This window comes from Ignavibacteriales bacterium (genome assembly GCA_016709765.1).
GTDB lineage: Bacteria > Bacteroidota > Ignavibacteria > Ignavibacteriales > Ignavibacteriaceae > IGN3.
Window position 1 is genome coordinate 97,273 of record JADJMD010000016.1, and the last position, 19,301, is coordinate 116,573.

A 19,301-nucleotide genomic window follows, 5' to 3' on the forward strand; every position below is an offset into this window, starting at 1 on the left:
ATTAATTCCTAGATAAAATATAAAACAATTAGGAGAAAAATTTTATGAAAAAGTTATTCTTATTTACACTGTTGCTGATGTATTCTGTACTTTTAGTAGCACAGGATAAACCTAGTCCTGTTAGTCCATTTGATAATGGAAATATGTTTGCGAGAACTACTACCCAATCAAATGGAAATATGATTAGCGATGGAGCGGAATCAATTCTTGATGCCTTTACAACTGGTGGTAATAGACTTGTTGCAATGCAGAATCCTAACGGTGGTTGGGGTTGGCCTTTGACCGGTACGAGTGCCTTAAATACTATTGGACCAATTACAATGGGACTTGCTCAAGCATATCAACAAACAGGATTAAGTACTCATCGTACCGCATTATTAAATGCAGGTGCATTGTTATTAACTAAAACAAATAATTTTTCACCGTCTGATGGTTACCTTGCAGCAACCTTAGACAAAGTACTAGGTGTTACAACCTATACAACCCACGTAAAAACAAATTTCTATGACCAACTTGCAGCTGGAACGTATGACAAAAATGGACTAGGAACTCTTTATAACACTTCGGACTACATAAATCTTGTACGTACGAATAGAGCCGGTACACAAGCGAATATGGCCGCGTGGGATGTGGGAATGGGTTTGGTAGGTGCAGCAATGTGTGGTGCAAGCACTTCAGAGTGGATTGATGGTGTTAAGGCAGAAATTAATGAATTAGATGGTAACGCATGGTATGATGTAATAGGTTTAGCTGGTGCAGTCTACGGTCTTGCTTATGTAAATGAAGATTTCGATCCAACTGCTGGTTGGCATATTGCAGCAAGTAATATAAATGACTTAGCTGCTACTTTAGCAACTTATCAGATTGTTGGAGGTGGATTTACATGGAATCAAGCTTATGTAATTCCGGGTGACTTAAATGAATCTATTCAGGAAACAGCATATTCTATCCTTGCTCTTAATGAGGTTAATCGAACTTTATACTTAACAAATATAGAAGGTGCTGCTGATTATATGATGAGTGTCCAACTAGGTACTGGAGGATGGAGTAATGATCAATTTACAATAAGTGAAAATAATGAAGTTACAGGTGAAGCATTATGGGGTATTAGTGTCGCTTATCCTGCCCCAGTTTATAATTTAACTAAGGATGTATACTATCCAACAATTCAAGGTGCAATTAACGATGCAACGGCAGGAAATACTATTTCAGTTGCAGCAGGAACATATGCAGAAAACCTAATATTAAACAAATCAATTACTATTCTTGGGCCTAATGAACTAAACAGCCCGAATACTGATACACGTGTGTTAGAGGCAATTCTTAAACCTCAGATCGGTGGACATGCCATCTTGGCAAATGCAAATGATATGAATATTGTAATAAAAGGGATTACCATTGATATGGTAGATGCTGCTATAATTGATAATAGATTTGTAGAATTGATAAATCGAACTAATACATCATGGCTATTTGAAAATAATATTTTCACAAATGCTTACGAGTGTAATAATGGTAACTGGTATATCACCGGGAATACAAATCCTTTCTCTTTAACCTTAACTGATAATTTATTTGATAATAGTGCAGTTTCAAATGGAATATCATTGTGGAGTACGAATATCCAGACAATAAATATTCAAAATAACGTATGGCTTGATAATGGAGGCTGGGCAATGAACTTTAATAATGTTGTTGGTACAATTGCAAACAACACAATAAAGAATACTACTATATCAGGTCCAAATTGGTATGATGACCAAGCAGGTATTATTCTTGCCTCAGCCGGAAATAATGTTACCCTTAATAGCAATACCTTTGATCTGCTCTCTGCATCTGCAATAAATATCTACCCGAACTATGGAGGTACATTAACTGGCACCAGTAACGTATTCAAGAATATACAAGGCTCAGCAATTAAAGTTAGAAAAGAAGGTGAAATAACTGGTGATATTTCAAATGTTTCTTTCAATAATAATTCATTATTAAACAACACACTTAGTATTGAGAATCTTGCCCCAGGAATGTTCAATGCAGAAAACAATTGGTGGGGTACTGCTGTTGAATCTGAAATACAGGCCATGATTAGTGGACCAGTAGATTACGATCCGTGGATTGGAAAAGCTGAAACAATAAATATATCTCAAGCAACCCCGGTTGTTTATGATTTCCCTCTTGCTGGAGTCAAAATGGTATTTAACACTTTACCATCAGGTGGCGGCAATGTTACAGTATCAAGATATAATGAAGCACCGACACCTTTCCCAAGCGGTTATACTAATGTTGGGCTTTGGCTGGACATAACTTCAACAATGGCAAACTATTCTTTTAATGTAGATGTTTCCGTTGATGTATTCGGAATTCCTGGTTTTGATGCCTCAACTACAGTAATGTATTATAACTCTACAACCAGCAGCTGGTTGGCAGTTTCAGGTGGTACCTACCTAGCATCAGATCCATTGTTCGGTGGTCATCCTTCATTTTCATTTACTACCAATCACTTTACACCATTTACATTTATTAATACACCATCAACCGCATACAATGTTTACTTAAGCTCAAGTCCAACAGCTGCGGCAGGTATTATTTATCCTAATGATGCTTGGGGATTTACTAATGCATTATATGAACCTAATGATTGGGATTTTACTTCTCCAATAGAACTTTACATAGTTCCAGAAATTGGTTCAGTTTTCGCTGCCTCAGATATAACAATACAATGGGATAATACATTATTTAGTTATGCAGGTGTTGATAAAACTGGCGGAATTTATAATGGCGCTAATTTTCAGTTCTTGTATGATCAATTAGGTACTACTGATCAGGTGACTATAAATGCAAGCTCGCTTTTAACCAATAACTTTACTATTACTTCTGGTAACTATATAGCCAAATTAAATCTTAACATATTAAAGCCGGGATTCGGAGCAATCAGTTTTACAGCATTAGATTTTAGGGCTTATAATGGTGCAGGTGGTCAGCTTGGTGTATATGTAACAGGAAATAATGCACAGGTAAAATCCTATCTTGGTGACGTTTCCAGCATAGGTGGTCCATCAACGGGTGATGGTGTATTAGACATTATTGACCTAAATTTATGGGCAGGATCTTATTGGTCAGGTCCAGGTAATATGGCAAATTATAAAGTTAAGTATGATGTTGGTCCAACGAACACAAATACAGTTTATGGTATGCCTATAACTGATGGAAGAATTCAGTTTGAGGATTTAGTAATCTTCTCTATGAGTTATGGTTTAAGCCAAAATCACGTTTATCCAAAATTAAATGCACAGCCAACAGAACCAGTAGAGCTGAAGCTTGGAGATCCAATATTTGCAGGTAATCAAACAAGAGTTCCATTATTAGTTAGCGGCGGTGTTCAAAATGTTAGAGCTATGAACTTAACATTTGCTGGTAATTTTGGAAAACTTGTTAGTGTTGAAAAAGGTGAACTTCTAACATCAATATCAAACCCTGTTATGGTAATGAACAATGTTGAAGGAAACCAGGTATATGTAGATCTAGCAGTATTCGGTGCAAATGAATTTGGGATCAGTACTTCGGGTGAAGTATTAACATTAGTATTTGAAGGCAATACTGATATCAATATTAACAGTGCTAACGTCAGGAATATTCTTAATGGCGCAATGAAAGTTAGCTTCTCCGGTTCAGTCGAAACAATTCCAACTGAATTTGCTTTACTGCAGAACTATCCAAATCCATTTAACCCATCAACAACTATTAGTTACAATTTACCAAAACAAGCAATGGTAGAAATATCAGTGTTCAATGCTTTAGGTGAAAAAGTGGCAACATTAGTAAATGAGTTAAAGGAAGCTGGAAGATATAATGTTGAATTAAATGCAGCAGGATATTCATCAGGTATTTATTTCTATCAGATAAAAGCAAACGACTTTGTATCTGTTAAGAAAATGATTCTGATGAAATAATTTATGTTCAATTGGGCGGCTTAATTGCCGCCCAATTATTTATTAAAAAACTAATATTGAAATTCAATGAGCCTTAAAAAAAACATACTACTGTTAATAATCAGTCTAAGTATCAGTTTAACTTTTGCACAAAGCAATCAGCCAAATGATGCAGCGGTAATAACACTTACACCTTCTTCACAAATAGTTAATACCAATGATCCGGTCTCAATTACAGTAGGAGTTCAGGGAGTAGTCGATTTATTTGCAATTAGTATAACATTATCTTTCGATAATTCGATAGTTAAATGTCTGCATATCTCACAGGGTGACTTCTTAAGTACGAATGCAGGAGGTTATGATGTTTTCTTCGAAACCTTTCCTGGTAATTTATATTCAGCTAATACAGTAATTGTAGACCAATCGATACTTGGTCTCGCCTCGGTAAGCGGTTCGGGAGAAATTTTTACTATTACGTTTGAACCTTTTGCCGAAGGGACAACCAATATAGAAGTAACATCAGTAACCCTTAGGGATATCAACAATGTAGAAATAGCTGCAATATCTGAACCAGCTGAGATTACTGTGAGCTCTACAGTACTGATAAAACTTACGCCATCTTCACAAACAGTTGATACCAATGATCCAGTTTCAATTTCAGTAGAAGTGCAAGGAGTGGTAGGTTTATTTGCGATAAGCGTAACATTAACGTTCAATAATTCCATAGTAAAATGTTTAAATATAACTCAGGGAAACTTTTTAAGTACTAATACGGGAGGTTATGATGTATTCTACGAAACATTTCCGGCAGACTTGTATTCAGCTAACACAGTAATTGTAGATCAATCAATACTTGGTCGTGCTTCTGTAACCGGCTCGGGAACGATTTTTACAATAACATTTGAGCCTTTTGCTGAAGGAACAACTACTGTACAAGTTGCATCTTTAAGTCTTAGGGATATCAACAATTTAGAAATAACTGCCATATCTGTACCAGCTGAGATTATTGTGAGTTCTTCTGTTGTTAATGCCGAGGTATTTTTACAAGGTCCATATGATTCTGGTTCGATGTTAACAACGCTGAATAGTTCTGGTGTTATTCCGCTCACTCAGCCATATTCGGGTCCTCCTTGGAATTATGCCGGTACTGAATCTGTAGCCACTGATTTTTTTACAACCCATCCCAGCATAGTTGATTGGGTTTTAGTGGAACTGAGAACAGCAACATCTGCAAGTTCTACAATTGCAACTCGAGCTGCACTTTTAAAAAATGACGGAGTTATTGTTGATCTTGATGGTGTAAGTCCTGTATCGTTTTTGTTTCTAAATTCTAATGACAACTACATCGTAATAAAACACCGTAACCATCTTGCAATAATGAGTTCAACAAATATTCAACTTACAAGTACAACCCCTTTATATGATTTTACAAGTTCACAATTGCAAGCTTATGGATCCAATGCTATGATTGAGCTTGATGTGGGAATATTCGGTATGATTGCAGCTGATGCAAATGGAAATGGACAGGTACAGAATAACGACAGAGAAAATTATTGGGTACCGCAAAATGGACAGTCCGGATATAAAGCAGCTGATTATAATTTAAATGGACAAGTACAGAATAATGATAATGAATTTTATTGGGTCCCAAATAATGGTAAAGGGACACAAGTACCAAATTGAAATTTTATATTTATAAAAATTATTTATTCAGGAGTTAGTTATGAGCAGTTTGATACGAACATTATTAATAGCATTGGTATACGTTTTATTAATTTCATTTTATCAAAATCCAACACTTGCTCAAGTAGGCATTACCTTTAAATTTGCAAATCCTGTACTCACTAATGTTTTAGATGATCATTTTTTAGAATTTGATATAACTGCGGAGGCAACTGCAAATAGCCAATTTAAAATTGCTCAGTTATACATAAACTATAATACATTAGGATTTGGCAGCAACTTAGTTACAAATGGAAACATCACCGTAACAGAAGGGATACTACTTACAGACACTTTTTTGGGCAGCCCACCAAGTAATTTTGGCGCTGGAAATTATTCAGCAACCGTAGTTGGACAATACAGATTTAATTTTCGCAATTCAAAATGATTATGCATATTCAGCTTACGGAACATATCCCGGCAGGGGATTCGAATTAACTAATATGCTTGGAACAACGCCCCAAGTTTACGTCCATGTGAAAATGAAAATATTTGATCAGACTGAAAGTAGTGGTCTTAGCTTTAATACTACTATAAATCAGTGGGACTTACAAGATTATTATTATACAACACCGTCTACAGATCTGCAGACAAATTATACCCCAGTAGTTGAGTCTTCCATTTTAGATGTTCCTTTGGAAGCTATCATAAAGTTTCATTTATTACGGGAAATGGAAATTCGAACTCACCAAAAGAATATTCTTATATTGATAAAGATCTTCAGCGTGGTAGTTATGCTTATAGATTGAAACAGATAGATAATGACGGTCAATTTGAATATTCACCAGTTGTTAATGTTGAAGTAGCTGCACCAATGAAATATGAGTTGACTCAAAATTATCCTAATCCTTTTAACCCATCAACTAATATTAAGTTTACTATTCCTGAAGCAGGATTAGTAAAACTCAGTGTATTTAATTTACTTGGTCAAGAAATTAAGACATTAGTTGATGAACAAAGACAGCCTGGAACATACACTCAAAAATTCGATGCAACCGAACTTAACAGCGGAGTATATTTTTATGAGTTGAGAGTCAACGATTTTATCCAAACAAAGAAAATGCAATTCTTAAAGTAGAATTCAATTGAAGAAATTAATTATACATATAATAATAGCAATATTTTTGTCGAGTTATTCGATTCTCAGCCAGCAAACCGTTTTATTAGTATCACCATCTGAGATGAATATAAATTTATTTTCTACATCGGAAATAATAATAAAAGTCGAAAATATTAATGCATTTAGGGCATATAGCATTCATCTTGGATACGACTCACAGAAATTGAGGTGTTTGAATATATCTCGATCAAGTTTTTTTTCTAACTGGCAAACTTTTTTTTACGCGACTATAGACAGTAACTCGAATATATTAAAGATAGATGAGGCAATCCTTGGCCCTGGTTATGAAGATGGAAGTGGGGATTTGATTAAAATACAATTTCAGGCTCTTGAAGAAGGTGATATTAGTCTAAACTTTTTAACAACTGACCTTCGGGATACTTCAGATAATCAAATTCCAATACAATCCCAAAATGGGGTAATTCATATTTTTGGACCGACATTTATTAATAATGAGATACAAAATTCATCAGATATAGGGTTGCAATCTTATCCAAACCCTTTTAATTCTTCAACAAGAATTGATTACACGGCAAAATATGGTGCAGATACTGATTTTTATATATATTCAATTACAGGGGAAGAAATATTTTCATACAGAGTAGATGCAAATAGTGATAGAAATATTTCATTCACATGGCATGGTAAGAGCAGTGATGGAACGGTTCTGCCAAGTGGTGTTTATTTGCTAACCGTGCAAAACAAAAATGATTTTCAAAGAATTAAAATTATATTACTTAAATAATGATTATTATGAAGAAATTATTACTGTTAAGCATATTGTTCTTCCACTTCAATTTGGTTGCACAGACTGATGTTTATATCACACCGCAATCAATCGTTCTTACAGGGCAAAATACAATTAAACTTGATGTAATGATAGCCAATGTTAATAATCTTCATGGTTACAGCGTTGCAATTAGCTTTAATAATTCTGTAGTTAAACTTAATAGTGTTGTTGAAGGTACATTTTTATCTTCTGTTGCAAGTACGGTATTTTTTACTAATCCTGCAACAATTATAAATAATGTTTTGGTGGATGCGGCAATATTAGGTCCCAATAATGCGAGCGGTTCCGGTAAACTTTTTTCACTAAACTTTCAAGCCTTATCAGCGGGTACCAGTAATATTAATATAACTTTGGTTCAGTTATTTGAAAATAATGGTTCAAGTATACCAGTTGATTGGACTTCTTCTCAAATAGTAGTTCCCTTATCAATAAACGTAAAATCATTTCTTCAAGGCCCATTTAATGGGAGTGATATGAGCACTACTTTAAATTTATCAGGGTATATTCCACTTATTCAACCGTATTCTGTTCAACCATGGAATTATTCAGGAACTGAATCAGTTAGCACAAGTTTCTTTAATACACACCAAAATATCGTAGACTGGATTTTAATCGAATTAAGAACAGGCACAGGCGCCAGTACAATAGTTGAACGCAAAGCGGGGTTTCTTACAAGGACAGGTAATGTAGTGGGGATGGACGGTGTATCTTCATTGTTCTTAACTAAGCCGAAAGGAAATTATTTTATAGTAATTTATCATAGAAATCATATTCCCATAATGAGTTCTATTTCAACGTCACTAGATTATTTTAGTCAATTATATAATTTCACAACAGAAATATCCAGAGCTTATGGTGTAAATTCGATGGTTCAGCTAAGTGTTGGTGTTTTCGGAATGTTTGCAGCGGATGCTAACGGGAACGGTCAGGTTCAAAACAATGACAGAGAAAACTTTTGGGTACCTCAAAATGGCCAATCAGGTTATAAAGAATCTGATTTTAATTTAAATGGTCAAGTTCAGAATAATGATAATGAATCATTTTGGGTCCCTAATAATGGAAAGGGAACTCAAGTGCCAAATTAAATAATAAACCCCTTGCTTGATAAGTATTTTTCTTGAATTTGCCACTCTTGTTTTCCCAATGATAGTTTGTTCTTCATCATCCACTGCTTTTATTTATTGTCTAGATATTACCTTAAAAATAAAATTAATTAGCTGACCTCTTTTCAGTGGGCAAAGGCAACGTGTTTTGGTTTAGAGGGTCAGTGTTCCAATAAATTTTCTTTCGCTTTTTCTAACCCAAGCCTATTAGCTGAGTTAAAGTATCTGGTTGTGTATTTATAATCAAATGGTATCATAGTTAAGAGTAAGGGGAATTGGGGTGAGACGCAAGGGTTAGTAATAATCTTTAACAAGAATTTTATTGGTGGTATCGATAAGGTACTTGATGCCATTTGACCATCCCAAATGTTCATAGGTTGAATCATTATTTAAGTATTCTTTTACTGCTCCTTTAAGAGCTACAATGAGACCATTCCTTACTTCTGACAGATAGTTATACTCTGCAGGAATCAAAACCTTACCTTCACTATTAAACATACCGGTTGTGTTATTTTCCTTATCTCTGAATCTTATAAATCCTTCGCTTTCACAATCAAAAGAGTTATCAAAAATGTAAAGACTGTCTCTGCCGACTTTTTCTCCTCTTCTTGTGAGATAATAGCTTGTTTTAATATCTTCCATAACTGCAACTATATCTGAAAATTTTGGGGCAAGCATAAAACCAAGAAACTTTGCTTCTACTTTAATATTACCTTCATCATCCTTAAACCCACGAAAGTTCGTTGCTTCATCTTCAAAGGCAGACCAGGTGTCTTTGTTTTGTGAAAGTAAGTTTGTGGAATTTAAACTCAATATTAGAAGTTATATGAATATAATTGTTTTCATTTTGTTTATAATAATTTAACTAATAACAATTGCTACTTCAATAAACTATGTAAATGATTTTGCTTAAATAACTATTATTTCGGTCCTGCTTAAGGTATTTGGTAGATGTTTATATCCATACACATTCATCAATCATTAGTATTTGTAAATCGAAAGTTTTTGACTTTAATAAATATTTAATATACATATCATTATATAATTTTCCTCTACTCCGTGCGAGTTAGAGTTTAGTTGTAGATACTTACCGAGATAACACCAAGAATACTCATACGAAGCAGAACTGCTGATAAATAATATTTTATTAATTATTTCATACGGAGACTGTTATGTCTTATAAAAAAACATTCATTACTCTTTTTATTTCTTTTTGCATCGTATCTCTTTTCTTTATCGGTTGTGTTAAAGATGAGCCCATTTCAAAGGAAATAACTATTACAACAAATTCTGATGATGCATTAAAATTATTTATAGAAGGACGTGATATGTCCGAAAAGCTCAAATTCCCCCAAGCTGCTGTGATGTTTGATAAAGCTATAGCTCTGGATAAAGATTTTGCAATGGCTTATTTGTATCGTGCAGGTTCAGGAGGGGTTATAAAATAGCCAGAGAAAATTTAACAAAGGCCGAAGAGCTTCTAAACAAGGTATCGGATGGTGAAAAGCACTTAATACTTTATAATAAAGCACTTTTTGATGGTGATGCAGTAAGTCAGAAACAAGAACTAGATAGTCTGTTATTGCTCTACCCGGACGATAAGAGAGTACAAAACTTAGCTGGTATTTATTACTATGGTATACAAGATTATCCTAATGCACTTAAACATTTCGATAAAGCAGTAGCTATAGATAATAAATATGCTTCAAGCTATAATATGCTTGGTTATGTATATATGAGTATGAAAAGCTTTAGTCAAGCTGAAGAACCATTTAAAAAATACATTGAACTAATACCAAATGAAGCTAATCCTTATGATTCTTATGCAGAATATCTATTAATACAAGGAAGATATGATGAATCAATAAAGCAATATGAAAAAGCTCTTGAAATTGATCCAGAATATATTACTGCTCTGATTGGTGTTGGAAATAACTATGTCTTTAAAGGTGAATTCAATAAAGCAAGAACATATTACCAACAATATTATGATAAAGCATTTAATATTAACCAAAAATTTGCTGCGTTATGGTGGAAAGCAGTTTCATATGTTTATGAGGAAAATATTTCTGCGGCAATCAAAATATTGGATGAGCGATCAAAATTAGCTTCAGAGAACAATGCGCCGAATTATGTAATAAATGGAAATAATTACGCAGGTATGATACTTATAGAAAATGGTAATATAGCTGAAGGTGAAAAATATTTTAATAACGCTTCTGATTTTACAAAATCATTAGAGATGGATGATGCTACGCTGAGGATTTATGAAATTTACAACGAGCTTGATATATGCCATCTTAAAATTTTGAAAAAGGATTTTGATGGAGTAGAGAAAGATTTAGAAGTTATAAAAGTACAAGTTGAAAAAAGACAAGTCCCAAATGAAATTAAATATTTAAATTTTATTTATGGTATTTATCAATACTATAAAGGGAATTTTGGTTTGGCCCTAGAATACATAAATAGGGCTGATAAGGAAAGTCCTTACACCTGGTATTGGGAAGCAATTTCTCAAGAGAAAGCTGGAAACACACAGGAAGCAAAAAAGATATTTGAAAAAATTACCTCCTCTAATATTAATAGTATGGAACTAGCTATAGTAAGAAATAAAGCATTAATGAAATTGTAATTTAATAAATTTTGAATTGTACTTAAGAAAGGTAGTTATCCAAGCTTTTTGTTAACACAAGACCCTGAGGCTTCGGTTTCAGGGTTACTTTATTTTAATACACATTCATCAATCATTAGTATTTGTAAATCGAAAGTTTTTGACTTTGATTAAAATTAATTGCTAATTACAGGCAGTAAATTTTCTCTACTCCGAGAGGGCTGAACGTTAGAGCCATTTTTTCGTTAAGTCCTGAGATGACATCTCGATAACTCTCCCGAAGCAGATCACTGAAGAATAATGAAATACTTGAGTGATTTTGTTCAATATTATTTTCTAAAATCACTATATCTGTAAGATCCTGAACTCGTTTAGTTATAAATAATAATTTGAGGAGAGTAACATGAGCTTATTAGATAATTCTTTGCTAACCGTTCTACTTACATTAGCTGCAACTTTTCTTGGGCTATCAATTGTTGTTCAGGTAATACAGGAATTATACAAATACCTTCGAAGCAGTAAAGGTCGATTATACCTTATAGCTTTACAAGATTTCCTAGGATCAATAGCGTTTGAACTATTGCAGCCGGGAGTATTACCTAATGTTCGTGTAAGAGGTCCACTTCAATTTAAACGTGTCCAATCTAAAGGTTTGATATTACCACTAAAAAAAGAAGAATTAATTTCTGCATTGGAAAGAACATCACCAGCATATGTACAACGAACCTTAGATAGATTAAAATTAGAAGTCGAATACCAAGCTGGTGAAAAAGCCGAACCATCTAAATTCTTAAAAGATTTTATAAATGAAGTTAGCAAAGTTGAGAAAGGGACTACCGGATACTGGAATGCATTAGAGATTATTGGATTCTTTAATTAAGAAAAGCACGAAGAATCGGAAGATGTGAACCCAAATACAGGAACGAATTTACTTGGTGGCGCATTAGCTCAAAAAGATATATCGAAAATAATAATCGATGCTAAGCAACTCCTGTCAGAATTTTCGAAAAAATTTCTTCCTCATATCGAAGATGCTGCAAAAAACTTTTCTCAATTCGAAAGGAATTTTGAATACACCTATGGTCGTGCCAATATAAAATTAACTTTTTTCATTGCTTTAATAATAACCATCTTTTTTAATCTGGGCATTGATGTTTTGTATAAGAATGCTCTTGAAACTAATCCAGAAGAGGCAATTAAATTTGCTGAGACAACAATGGAATATTATGAGCAACATAAAGCATCTCAAGATTCATTGATTCAAAATAAACTTGAGTTAGCAAATCAAATTATGACAGAAACATTAAGTAGAGAATCATCTGATCAAAGCATTGCTGAGTTGATAGACTTTTCAGCTATACCGAATATGTTGACTTGGGATTTTTTACTGTATTTACTCAACTGCATCATTACTTCAATATTTATAACATTCGGCGCGCCATTTTGGAATGATATTGCATCTGCTTTATTAAAGATACAAAAGGGGAAATCCAATTCCGGCAGCGATTCTTCACCGGAGGAAAGTAATGGCTAAAATAATTTATCCTGATTTTACAGGAGCACGTGGCTTTGCTTATTGGTTGCGTCCAAAAAACCTTTGGGCCTCGCGACAGGCATTTATGCGAGTGGACTATTCTAATGAGTGGAGATATGAATTTGGAAAACCAGATCCGCCGGACAGATCTATTCAACTATCCCAAATAATAAATATCAACAAAAGTTCAAAAGATGGGTTTAAAATAATAATACTTGGTGATACTGGTGAAGGTGATAAGTCTCAGTATGGTTTACTTCCATTGATCCGGGAATTTGATCCTGATTTATTAATCATTAATGGTGATGTTGCCTACCCCGCTGGAAGAATGAGTTCTGGTCAAGATGAAGATGATTTTGTTGCTGGTTTTTTTAGACCTTATACTAATTTAAATTTACCAATTTGGGCAACACCAGGGAATCACGAATATTACTCTCCAAATAATGGGAGAGATTTTTACGATATATTCTGTACAAGAAAATATGATAATTACTGGTCCCAATCAGGGCTCAATCATAGTACAATTCAGCCAGGAATGTACTGGGAATTGAACGACTCAGACGGGGATTCGAAATTGGTAATAATTGGAATTGATTCTGGAAAATCAGCTAACCTTGATGGTTATGATTATTGGTGGCAATTTTGGAAGAGAAAAATATATCCTGACCATTCACAGCATAAATGGCTTGATGAAAGATTACGTAAAGCTCAGGAAAAAAAATCCAAAGTAATTATACTATTCCATATTCCGGCACTTGCAAAAGAAAAGCAAGTAGAGGAACATCTATCAACTCTTCATCAGATTATTGCTGATTATAGGTGTGTTGAGTTAGTGCTTTGTGGGCACGACCATAATCATCAGCAATATTCAGCTGATATTTTCCGCGAATATATAACAAATGAAGAAGCACACCGTGAAATAAATAATTCTCAGCCAACCTATATGGTTAATGGTGGTGGTGGTGCCTATTTACAAAGTACAGATTATTCAGATGGACCTTATCACAGTATTCGATATCCTAATCAAGAAGAGTGGATAAAATATGCAACCTGGGCAAGACGGGTAGTTAGCGATTGGGGAAAAAATAAATCCTGGATTAGTTCTACTATAGGAAAGATTGCTCAGAAGTTACAAATAGAGGGATCTGAAGATTGTGATGCCCCAAAATATCTGAGTTTTATTCTTTTAGAATTTAAAAAGCAATGGCCGCATTCTAATAATAGCGAAATACGGGTTACCCCGGTTTTTCTTGACGATCTTAATTTACTTTATGAAGACACCGAAACCGTCAATGTTATGGATAAAAATTGTCGTATTCATCAGAATAGGGTTAGTGCTTGTAAACAAGATGCAACTTCTGCAAGAGAAAATCTCGAAGTTAGATTATAGAATATTTAGGAGGCAAAATTAAAATGAGCAATCCAGAACTTAAATTGATTGATATCCACGTTCACGTTGGATTAATAGGAAATAAATGGCCTGATATGGGGTACATGTCAGCATGGTATCGGCAGCAACTTACATTTAAAATCTTTCTTTTGTTTGCCGGGATAAAAGCCGAAAATGTATCTGATACAATATTGCATGACGTAATAGTCAGAACCATTGAAACCAGTATGATGGATAAAGTAGTCTGTTTAGCGATGGATCCTGTTTATGATAATAATGGAAACAAATGTGAAGGTGCTTCACATTTTTGGGTCAAAATGAATACATCGTAGAGAAGTTGAAGCCTGAATCTGAAAAGATACTTCTAGGTGCTTCAGTACATCCTTATGCTCAGAATTTTGAAGCCAGAGTAAAATATTGTTTAGATAATAGAGCAGTATTATTAAAATGGGTTCCTTCTACACAGCAGATAAATTTGGCAGATAAAAAAGTTGGCGTAGCGCTAGAACATTTAGCGGAAGTAAAATTGCCTCTACTACTTCATGTTGGACCTGAATATGCAATCCCTACAACTGATAAGCGAACTCAATCGTACGATTTTTTAAGCTGGTCCTGGCTTGAGAAAACTAGAAACTGGTTTCGATTTAAAAACAGATGGTATACTCCTGATATAGAAGGAATTAAAAAAAATCTTGAACGTGGGTTGAACGCAGGTGGAAAAATTATTTTTGCACATTGCGGGTTGCCTTACTTTGCAAACAGACTGCTGTCATTCTTAGAGCATTCAGATTTTCCTGAAGTGCAACGATATTTAAAACAAAATAAGGATGATGAAGATTCTGGAAAATGTTATGCGGACGTGTCAGCTTTAAGCACACCTTTTCGATTAGATTATTTTGATAAGATCGCGGATCTTCCTCCTAAATATTTGTTATTTGGAAGTGATTATCCGACCCCCGTCTTTGAAATATTTGCGAATACTGAAGAAAAGAAGAAAGATTTAAAAGCTATGCTTGAAGGTCATCTTGAAAGAGCAATCGTTCCTCAAGATAATCTACTCGATGTAAATTATCATCAGCTTCGTCAAGCGTTTCCAGGGCATCCTCTATTTACAAATTTTTCAAAATTAATATAGAAGAAGGCAAAATCAGTATGTCTTTGGCTGTTTATTATTCATTCATTTTATAATAAATATTGGAGATCATTTCTAGTCAATAATTTATTCGATGCACCTAAAATATTTTAGTTATGAAAGTTTTGTTTCACAAACAGTTTTGGGGTTATGAGAATTTATAATCAAAAAATTAGAGGGAAAAATGTTTTCTAAAAAGGCACAACCATATTACTCCAGGCCCAAGGCCTGGGAAAAAGTATATAAATGGCACCTTGGTCAAGTATCGGATAGTGATCCATCAAAAAAAAGTGCCATATTTGTTGTACACGGAATGGGATTACAGGCCTGGTCAGAAACGGCAGCGTCCATAAGAATTGGAATTGAAGACTCCCTTGAATCATTTGGGCCAAAAGAACTAGCTAGCACGGAATTACCAGCCCCTTTTGTACAAGAAGGCTTTTGGGCAGATTATAGTAATCTAAAAACAAGTTTTAAAGATGAATGGAAAAGGTTTGAAAAATCGAAGTATAGTTTTTTCTCCTTATTGTGGAAGGCCCGCAGTACTTCATCAATAAAAACTTTAAAGTGGTTTCTATGGCAGCTTGTCAGGCTAGTCTTTGACCCAAAAGTATTTAGTAGGGCAACAACCTTAGCCAATATCATTTATTTTGTCTTGTTGATATTAGCTCCACCAATCTTTTTTCTAATATTTATTTTTTCCCCGTCAATTATGTCTGATGTATTAAATGATGTAAGAATGTATTGTTCACCCAAAGGTATGGTTGAAAGAGCAATAGTCCAGAGAATTGATTACAGAGTTGGAAAAAGTTTCCTTAGACTAATTGGTCTAGATTGGAACTTTAGAGAATTAAATAATATAATGGGGAGATATAAAGTCGATCACAATTTTATAGAGTTTGATAAAGTCTATTGGGTTGCTCATAGTTTAGGATCCGTAATAAGTTACAACGTCCTTTCAGATATTTTGAATAGAGCTGATGAATTATCCAAAACTGGAGATGAAAATCAGAGACGAGGAGTTGAAAAGTTTTGGAGTTCTTTGCAGAATTTTATTACTATCGGAAGCCCTTTGGATAAAATTGCAGTTCTATTTGAAAATGAAGTGTTACGCAGCTGGCCAGAGAGAATTCTTGAATCTGAACCTACAGAAGATATTAAAAAAAATAATTCAGTCGGTCACTTTCTGCCTTCCTGGTGGATTAATTTCTGGCATTGGGCGGATCCTGTATCTGGTGCACTTTCAAATTCCATTATCTGTCCGGAAAATAATCTTCTTAGAAATATTCATCTTGATCGATTCTTTTATTTACCCGGTTTAGCTCACATAAAATACTGGAGTGATTCAACAGTATTAAAATATTTACTCTCAAAATTTTATGGACTTGAGAGATTAAACAAATTAAAACAGCCCGAAGAGAAATCATCAAGTTGGTTTTCCAATACAATTCAAATTAGTAAAATAATTGTCCACTTGACTTTGATAATTGGATTTTATCTGTTGATTGCTTACGGAGTTTATAAATTATTTTTTTAATCCAAATTTGATAACATAAGAAGGTATTATGAAACTGTATTTTATTTCTTTGTTCATTCTTATTCACATTTGCGTATTCGATATTTATGCTCAATTTGACTATCTACCTGCTCCTGTGGGATCAAATCAGATTATAGCATATACTCAATTCACTCTTTCTTATAATGAGCAACACGAACAAGCAGTTGGGGGTGGATAAGAGGTGAAAGGGAGAAAGAAACTGATCTTTGTAAAATTTGATTGTTGAAAAACAAAAACAAGAAGGTGGTCTCACTGCGCGACACCGGATGATTATACACAGCAGGTTGCGGGTTCGAGTCCCATTGCCAGCTCACTGAAACCCCTAAAACAATTTTTTAGGGGTTTTTTAATTGACAATTTACAGTAAAACTAATTTAGGTAAATTTATTTTGTATCATCTCCCAAGTTAAGCCATATTTCCAAAGAAATTTTTTTAGTCTGTCGCTATCATTCGAAGATGATTTTGAAAGTCTTGAAATGGCAAAAAAGTTTTCTGCCTGCATCAGATAGACTTCTGCATTCACTGCAGACTCTCAACACGCCTTCAATCTGAATTTGTTCGAATAAGTCAACTTTGTCATTGTCAATAATTTGTTTGAAATTATCAATGAAGCGATTTTCATATCCAAAATTTTCAGTTTCCCATAATGATTTTAGTCTTTTGATTTCCTCTTCAAGAATATCAAGCGTAATTCGCCCACCAAGCGCAAGAGTGCACAATCTTACTACAGCACCATTTAAATCTCGGAAGTTAGCTAACCATTTTGCATCATTTGAAATAGCAAATTTTAGGAATGCATCGCGCGCTTCTCTATTGAATCGGACATAATCACCGGTTCGCTCTGCGTATCGGTTTAGTTCGTAATCTAGATTTGGTTCAATATCTTCCGGGCGGTCTTTTAAACCGGGCAAATTAAAAGTCCAAAGATTAATTCTTGCAAGCAAATCTTCTCTGAATAATCCTTCTTTTACTCTCTGCTGAAGATTTCTATTCGTTCCACAGATTAATTGAAAATCACTGCCCGATTCTCTATCTGCTCCGACACTAAAAAATTTTTTATCTTCTATCGCTCTTAATAACATTACTTGTTCATCAAGCCCAAGTTCTCCGATCTCATCAAGAAAAACAATTCCTTTATCCGCAGTTTTAAGTAAACCAGGCCTGTCATTGATTGCACCTGTAAAAGCACCTTTTTTATGTCCAAATAAAGCGGACATAGCTGCATCTCCCCGAATCGTTCCACAATCTATCTCAACAAATTGGCCTCTAACCGAAGCTTTCAACTTTTTAAGCTCATATATTCTTCTGGCTAGAAATGATTTTCCGGCTCCTGTAGGTCCAGTTAAAAGAATTGGATCCTTTGTCCTTAATGCAACAAGTTCTATCCTATCAATAAGTTCATTGAACTTATTATTCCTTGTTTCAATCCCTGATTTTAAAAAAGTAATATCATCTTTCATTTCTTTAGCAAAGCGCGCTGCTATTTTATCATACTTGGATAAGTCGAGATCAATAATGGAATGGGTTCCAGCAACATTCCCGTGTGCCGGAGAAGTTTGAATTATATTACCCGGAAATCTTCGTGACTCAGTGAGCAGATAAATGCAAATCTGAGCAACGTGGGTTCCGGTAGTTATGTTGAAAAGATACCGATCCTCTTCTTTATGAAAGTCAAAATGTTCGAGGAAATCAAGAAGACCTGTATATACTTCCTCAAAATCCCAGGGATCTTTAAAATCAATTTGATGAGGAATCACCTCTGTTTCTGGAGATATGATTTTAATATCTTCAATAATTCGCTCAGCGAGACGAAGATGATTAGAAGGATAGATTAAATGGTATTTATTGATGAGAAGATCCTCATGTTGACAGATTGCCACGGATGGTCGCCATTTTTCCCAGCGATCTTTTTTAAAACTTTTATCTAAAGTGGTTCCTAAAAGACTAAATAATATGTTTTTCATATAACTATAGCTTTAATTATAAAATTTTATAATTAATTATAATATTAATTTCTATAGTCATCAAGCAACCAGTTCGAAAATTTCCATAAGTCTATAAAAATTAAGTAATTAAGTGTTCTGATAGACTTTTGGCACATTCATTGGATAATACATAATGCAGAGCTGATATTTGACCGGACGGCATTATTTGGTTTGAGTAATCAATAATCACTTAGTGTTCCGGTTCCCGGGTTCTAAGGAGAATATTGAATCTGCACAATGATAGCTCAGATGGTTAGAGCAATAGACTAAAGATCTATGTGTCGCGGGTTCGATTCCCGCTCAAACACCCTGTCAAGGTGTACCGTTCATTGGCTTTTTGAGGAAGGATGATTTATTCAGCAGCAAGCAGAAATTATTTGGGAGGTATAATTCTGTTTGCAGCATTATAATTCTGCTATGCAGCGT

The 19,301-nt window shown here is 34.3% G+C and carries 16 protein-coding genes and 1 pseudogene; 15 read left to right on the forward strand and 2 right to left on the reverse strand.

The window, feature by feature from the left end:
- Positions 1 to 44: 44 nt before the first annotated feature.
- The 6 genes from IPJ23_19040 to IPJ23_19065 all read left to right on the forward strand — a co-directional run bounded on the left by IPJ23_19040 (position 45) and on the right by IPJ23_19065 (position 8,646).
- Complete coding sequence (locus tag IPJ23_19040; GenBank protein MBK7632738.1) at positions 45 to 3,950, forward strand: T9SS type A sorting domain-containing protein; 3,906 nt, start codon at positions 45 to 47, stop codon at positions 3,948 to 3,950.
- A gap of 66 nt (positions 3,951 to 4,016) precedes the next feature.
- Positions 4,017 to 5,612 (forward strand): hypothetical protein, encoded by a 1,596-nt coding sequence (locus IPJ23_19045; protein MBK7632739.1) that lies wholly within the window; start codon positions 4,017 to 4,019, stop codon positions 5,610 to 5,612.
- Positions 5,613 to 5,652: 40 nt separating this feature from the next.
- Positions 5,653 to 6,039 (forward strand): hypothetical protein, encoded by a 387-nt coding sequence (locus tag IPJ23_19050; GenBank protein ID MBK7632740.1) that lies wholly within the window; start codon positions 5,653 to 5,655, stop codon positions 6,037 to 6,039.
- Between the two features lie 357 nt (positions 6,040 to 6,396).
- The gene (locus tag IPJ23_19055) at positions 6,397 to 6,729 is read left to right on the forward strand and encodes a T9SS type A sorting domain-containing protein (protein MBK7632741.1); all 333 of its coding nucleotides are present in this window, start codon (positions 6,397 to 6,399) and stop codon (positions 6,727 to 6,729) included.
- Between the two features lie 103 nt (positions 6,730 to 6,832).
- Complete coding sequence (locus tag IPJ23_19060; GenBank protein ID MBK7632742.1) at positions 6,833 to 7,516, forward strand: T9SS type A sorting domain-containing protein; 684 nt, start codon at positions 6,833 to 6,835, stop codon at positions 7,514 to 7,516.
- An 8-nt stretch (positions 7,517 to 7,524) separates the two neighbouring features.
- Entirely contained in the window at positions 7,525 to 8,646 is a 1,122-nt protein-coding gene (locus IPJ23_19065) for a hypothetical protein (GenBank protein ID MBK7632743.1), read from the forward strand.
- A gap of 312 nt (positions 8,647 to 8,958) precedes the next feature.
- Here IPJ23_19065 and IPJ23_19070 read toward each other — a convergent pair whose 3' ends face one another.
- Positions 8,959 to 9,477, reverse strand: coding sequence for a hypothetical protein (locus IPJ23_19070; protein MBK7632744.1), 519 nt, complete (start codon positions 9,475 to 9,477; stop codon positions 8,959 to 8,961).
- Between the two features lie 359 nt (positions 9,478 to 9,836).
- Here IPJ23_19070 and IPJ23_19075 point away from each other — a divergent pair, with 359 nt between their 5' ends.
- From IPJ23_19075 to IPJ23_19115, 9 genes are all read left to right on the forward strand, one after another.
- Complete coding sequence (locus tag IPJ23_19075) at positions 9,837 to 10,112, forward strand: hypothetical protein (GenBank protein ID MBK7632745.1); 276 nt, start codon at positions 9,837 to 9,839, stop codon at positions 10,110 to 10,112.
- 134 nt (positions 10,113 to 10,246) lie between these two features.
- A complete protein-coding gene (locus IPJ23_19080; GenBank protein ID MBK7632746.1) occupies positions 10,247 to 11,296 on the forward strand; it encodes a tetratricopeptide repeat protein in 1,050 nt (349 codons plus the stop codon).
- A 382-nt stretch (positions 11,297 to 11,678) separates the two neighbouring features.
- On the forward strand, positions 11,679 to 12,155 hold the full coding sequence (locus IPJ23_19085; protein ID MBK7632747.1) for a hypothetical protein: 477 nt from the start codon (positions 11,679 to 11,681) through the stop codon (positions 12,153 to 12,155).
- Between the two features lie 24 nt (positions 12,156 to 12,179).
- A complete protein-coding gene (locus tag IPJ23_19090; protein ID MBK7632748.1) occupies positions 12,180 to 12,809 on the forward strand; it encodes a hypothetical protein in 630 nt (209 codons plus the stop codon).
- Complete coding sequence (locus tag IPJ23_19095; protein MBK7632749.1) at positions 12,802 to 14,199, forward strand: metallophosphoesterase; 1,398 nt, start codon at positions 12,802 to 12,804, stop codon at positions 14,197 to 14,199. Before IPJ23_19090 ends, IPJ23_19095 begins: the two co-directional genes overlap by 8 nt.
- A 23-nt stretch (positions 14,200 to 14,222) precedes the next feature.
- The gene (locus IPJ23_19100) at positions 14,223 to 14,531 is read left to right on the forward strand and encodes a hypothetical protein (protein ID MBK7632750.1); all 309 of its coding nucleotides are present in this window, start codon (positions 14,223 to 14,225) and stop codon (positions 14,529 to 14,531) included.
- Complete coding sequence (locus IPJ23_19105; protein ID MBK7632751.1) at positions 14,507 to 15,334, forward strand: hypothetical protein; 828 nt, start codon at positions 14,507 to 14,509, stop codon at positions 15,332 to 15,334. Before IPJ23_19100 ends, IPJ23_19105 begins: the two co-directional genes overlap by 25 nt.
- 181 nt (positions 15,335 to 15,515) lie before the next feature.
- Positions 15,516 to 16,868 (forward strand): hypothetical protein, encoded by a 1,353-nt coding sequence (locus IPJ23_19110; protein ID MBK7632752.1) that lies wholly within the window; start codon positions 15,516 to 15,518, stop codon positions 16,866 to 16,868.
- Between the two features lie 28 nt (positions 16,869 to 16,896).
- Positions 16,897 to 17,067 (forward strand): hypothetical protein, encoded by a 171-nt coding sequence (locus tag IPJ23_19115; GenBank protein ID MBK7632753.1) that lies wholly within the window; start codon positions 16,897 to 16,899, stop codon positions 17,065 to 17,067.
- A gap of 196 nt (positions 17,068 to 17,263) precedes the next feature.
- On the opposite strand, the pseudogene IPJ23_19120 reads toward IPJ23_19115, so the two are convergent.
- Positions 17,264 to 18,854 (reverse strand): annotated as a pseudogene (locus tag IPJ23_19120) (sigma 54-interacting transcriptional regulator).
- Positions 18,855 to 19,301: the final 447 nt, after the last annotated feature.